The 4,530-nt window shown below is 51.3% G+C and carries 4 protein-coding genes; 1 reads left to right on the forward strand and 3 read right to left on the reverse strand.

Translation table 11 applies throughout. The features are described 5' to 3' along the window. Positions 1-376 precede the first annotated feature (376 nt). Together ACVBEF_RS20615 and ACVBEF_RS20620 are read right to left on the reverse strand one after the other, a co-directional pair. Entirely contained in the window at positions 377-1,510 is a 1,134-nt protein-coding gene (locus ACVBEF_RS20615) for a branched-chain amino acid ABC transporter substrate-binding protein (RefSeq protein ID WP_447125776.1), read from the reverse strand. A gap of 195 nt (positions 1,511-1,705) precedes the next feature. Beyond that, on the reverse strand, positions 1,706-2,617 hold the full coding sequence (locus ACVBEF_RS20620) for a dihydrodipicolinate synthase family protein (RefSeq protein ID WP_447125777.1): 912 nt from the start codon (positions 2,615-2,617) through the stop codon (positions 1,706-1,708). A gap of 263 nt (positions 2,618-2,880) precedes the next feature. Between ACVBEF_RS20620 and ACVBEF_RS20625 the strand changes: the two genes are divergently transcribed. Beyond that, the gene (locus tag ACVBEF_RS20625) at positions 2,881-3,660 is read left to right on the forward strand and encodes a helix-turn-helix domain-containing protein (protein WP_447125778.1); all 780 of its coding nucleotides are present in this window, start codon (positions 2,881-2,883) and stop codon (positions 3,658-3,660) included. A gap of 24 nt (positions 3,661-3,684) precedes the next feature. Here the strand turns inward: ACVBEF_RS20625 and ACVBEF_RS20630 are convergent. Continuing rightward, a partial coding sequence (locus tag ACVBEF_RS20630) for an FAD-dependent oxidoreductase (RefSeq protein ID WP_447125779.1) occupies positions 3,685-4,530 on the reverse strand: 846 nt, incomplete at its 5' end.

Below are 4,530 nucleotides of genomic sequence, written 5' to 3' on the forward strand. Positions count from 1 at the left end.
TCTGATGACCAACTCGCTTCGCTCAAACATGTCATCAGCCTGATCCGTCTGGCGGTAGGAAAATGTGGCAGCGTCAAATGACGGGGTAGGTCAACTGCCACTTCAAAAGCAACGGCCAATTCAAAAGCAGCTGCCACTTCAAAAGCAACTACAACGGCAACTTCAAAAACAACTTCAACGTCAAATGTGGCTGCGCCTGCACTTCAAAAACAACTTCAACTGTGGCTGCGCCTGCAACGTCAACAACCTTATTCTTTGTCATTATTGCGCTGTTCCTGATCTTCGAAAAAGGAACTGCGCAGCCTGAAATGTTGAAATTTATCTGCCTATCTAATTCACCCAATAGCGACAAGCGTGCTTGAAATTCCTGCGACGATTAATAGCTCGCTAGTGGTGAAGGCAGACCATCCTTAAAAGTGTACACAGTGACCGGAGATTGCTTCATATTCCCGTTTGCATCATAAGCGTAGGTACCAACGATACCTTTGTAGACCATGTTGTACATTTCAGCGCCGACTTTTGGTACCTCGACAGAGTTTGTTTTTTGCATTGCTTCGGCAATTAGCATCATCTGATCGTAGTAAGAAGCGGCGAATGCATCTGGCTCCTGGTTAAAACGGGCCTTGTAGCTAGCCTTGAACGCGGGACCCTTTGTCGCCTTGTCGAGGATCGCTCCACCCTGTGCGCAGAGTACGTTATCGCCTACTGCATCGCCGCCTAGTTTGCCCATCTCCGGACTGCACAGGGTGTCGCCGCCAAGCAATTTGGCGTTGATTCGGAGTTGCTTCATTTGTCTGGCCATCGGAGCGCCTTGTGGCGCATAGCCGCCAAAGAAGATCGCGTCAACATTTTTAGATTTCAGAGTGGTGAGGATAGTGGCAAAGTCGGTCGACTTGTCGGTCGTGAATTCGTGCGCTGCGACCTTCAGACCGGAGCTCTTTGCGGTCTTGATGAATTCTTCCGCTACGCCCTGACCAAATGCGGTGCGATCGTCGATGACGCCGACGGTTTTAGACTTCAGTACTTTTCCTGCGTAAGTCGCCATGCTTGAACCGATCTGCGAATCGCTGGCAGTGATGCGGTATAGGTTCTTGTAACCGCTCTGGGTTATTTTTGGATTAGTACCGTTGGTCGACAACATGACACCAGCATCGTGATAAACCCGTGAGGCCGGAATCGAAACGCCTGAACAATAGGGGCCCATTACGTATTTGACGCCGCCGTCAATCAGTTTTTGCGCCACGTTGACACCGGATCTCGGATCACACTGATCGTCCTCCGATTGCAATGTGAATTTTATTTTTTTGCCGTCTACCGTGATCGGACTGGCATTAAGTTCCTCGATCGCTAAGCGCACACCGTTCTCATTGTCCTTACCGGCAAATGCATTGGCACCCGTCAGCGGACCACTCTGGCCGATTTTGATGACCTGTTCCTGCGCTGAAGCGCTCGTAGAAAAAGCATAGACAATTGCGCCTACCAGCGGAATCATTTTTGTATTCAATGGCATATCAATTTCCTCCTAAGGATTTAAAAAGCAACTACAACAAGGACTTATTTTGTATGAAAGCGAAGCTGCTTATGCTGGTTGGTCCAGCATTATTTTTATGCGTCAGCTTGCCAACTAAGGCGTTTTACACATATAAAACATTCCATCGCGAGTGCGCCCTACTCACGCCGAACATCGTTGCGATCCTTTAATAGCTCATTGCAACCGACTCAGATTGGGACGGGTTTCGAGTGCTTGCCGGACGACCGCTACAACGCGCTCGCGCTCGGCACCAACCAGAGGCTGACGCGGGCGGCGCACAATTTCATTACCGACACCAAGCATCGCCTCAACCAGTTTCAGGTTTTGTACCAGCTTGTTCGATACGTCCAGATGCATCAAGGGCATGAACCACTGATACAGCTTCAAGGCTTCATCCCAACGCTTGGCTTGCATCAGGTTATACAGAGTGACCGTCTCTTTCGGGAATGCCACGACCAGACCGGCGAGCAAGCCGTCGGCACCGACTGCGAGTCCTTCAAACGACAAATCATCGACTCCCATAAAGAGCTGATAACGGGTACCGACGGCATTACGCAGATCGGTAATGCGGCGCACGTTGTCGGTTGATTCTTTGATGGCGACGATCCATTCACAGTCCGACAAATCCTTGAAATCGTCTGGTGTCAGATCGACCTTGTACGAGACCGGATTGTTATAGACCATGATCGGCAGTTGCGCCGCTTTGGCGATGATACGCAGATTGTCTTTCGCCTCGCGTGCATCGGCGGCGTACAGTACCGATGGCATCACCATAAAACCTTGTACACCGAGGGCAGCGGCTTCTTGTACAAAACGGCAGGCATTGGTGGTACGGGTTTCTGAGACATTGACCAGTACAGGTACACGCTTATCGGCCACTTGCAGTGCAGTCTTGGTAACCGCCAGTTTCTCTTCGAAAGACAGCGTGCTTGCTTCACCTAGCGATCCGCAAGTCAACAGGCCATGGACGCCGTTATCGATCTGGAATGCAAAGTGTTTTTCCATCTCGGCATGATCCAGATCTTCGTTCTCCTTGAACTTGGTGGTCACCGCAGGAAATACACCTCTCCACTTGACTGTTGACATTGCTTAACTCCTTTTAGTTGGATAAATTGACAGTTGGTTGACGATATAAATATTAATATTTTTTAAATGTATTTACTTGTTTGTCCGGTTCGCAATTGATGATGATTTCGGCATAGTCATCGTTTTTTTGGGTCGCTGCTGAGTCAGCATACGTCGCGCATAAAACAGGACTAATCCTGCTTTCCGATTAATATATAAAAACCGATGATGGTCATCATTATGATCAGACACACGTCGGCCCACGCGATTGAGGACAACTACCGATGACAGAACGTATCCGAATCCATCAAGCACTGGCTCCATGCAATGACGCCGAGCGCCGTTTGCTAGCTTCAGTGATCGACAATGTATTTTTTTTCGAGCCGCTATTTGATGCGCTTCCGGACGTCGTTTTTTTTGTCAAAGATACCGAGTGCCGCTACGTATTGGTCAACCAGGCGCTGGTCAATCGCTGCGGTCTCAAGGAAAAATCCGCGCTTGTAGGACGCAATGTGGCAGAGGTGTTTCCGAGCGCTTTTGGACACATTTTTCTGCAACAGGATAAGGCTGTGCTTGCCAGCGGGGGCCAGATTCATAATCAGCTCGAACTGCACCTGTACCCGAATCGCGACCCCGGCTGGTGCCTGACACACAAAATTCCACTATTCGATGCGCACCGAAAAGTAGTGGGAGTGGCCGGTATCTCGCGCGATCTGGCAATGCCGGATCAAAAACATCCGGTCTATCAGCGGGTCGCCAACGCCGCCAACTATATTCAGGACAATTACGATCAGCAGATCCAGCTATCTGACCTGGCGGCCATTGCAGGACTTTCGGTGTCGCAGATCGAGCGCTACTTTTACAAAATTTTTTACCTGACACCGCGCCAGATGATTATCAAAACACGTCTGGATGCCGCCTCCACTATGCTTGGCGGTGAACACAACATCACCGAGATCGCCGCCACCTGCGGGTATCACGACCACAGTGCTTTTACACGTCAGTTCAAGACAACGGTGGGAATGACGCCTAGCGAGTATCGCGCTATGCTCAAAAGTAATTAAGCCTGTTCTCAAGGCACCTGTTTTCTATAATGCGTCGTTAGCGCATTCCACAGAAAGAATACTGTCGATACGCGCCGGCGACAGCGGCATGCGTACTGAATCCTGACTCCAGCCGTACAGAAAATCTGTCGCACCGCTACACACCCGTCCCTGACAAGGCCCCATGCCACAGCGCGTATGAAGCTTGGCGCTGCGCCAACTGGTATGTTGCGCCAGTTCGCCATGGCAAACATCCTCACAACGACAGACGATGGTGCTGTCATCACATACATCACGCAACTCGGGACGCAACACAAATGTGTTTGTCAGTCGTCTGGCGAACCGTTGCCAGCGTTCGCGCTCGATGATGTCGATCGATGCTTGCGACAAATCGTTCACCGCGGCCAGGCCTGCAATACGACCCTCGACCAGCGACAAATCAACACCACCGATGCCGGTACTTTCACCGGCGCAAAACACGCCATGCACCGAGGTCTGCTGCCAGCGATCGACTTGCACCACCCCTTCTGCACTAGCGCAACCAAGGGCGATGGCCAGCTCGATATTGGGTATCAGACCGAATCCGCACGCCAGATAGTCGCAGTCGATCAGTTCTGGCTGTGGTTGCGCACCGCGCTGCAATACGACTTTTTCCAAGCCGGTCTTGCCCTGCGCCTCAAGCACGTAGCTATTCATGTAATAAGGCGTGTGCTTGAGTTGAGAGCCCAATTGCAGCGCCTGCCTGAGCTTGCCCGGTGTCGCCAGCAGCGATAGCGCAAAGCGCGTAAGTTGATGCAGCAGCGTTTGCTCGACGATCGCTATGACGTTGGCGTCGCGTTCCTTGAGCGTCGCGGCAACGGCCAGTAACAAGGGGCCGGAACCGGCGACGAC

The sequence above is a fragment of the Glaciimonas sp. GG7 genome (genome assembly GCF_052976905.1).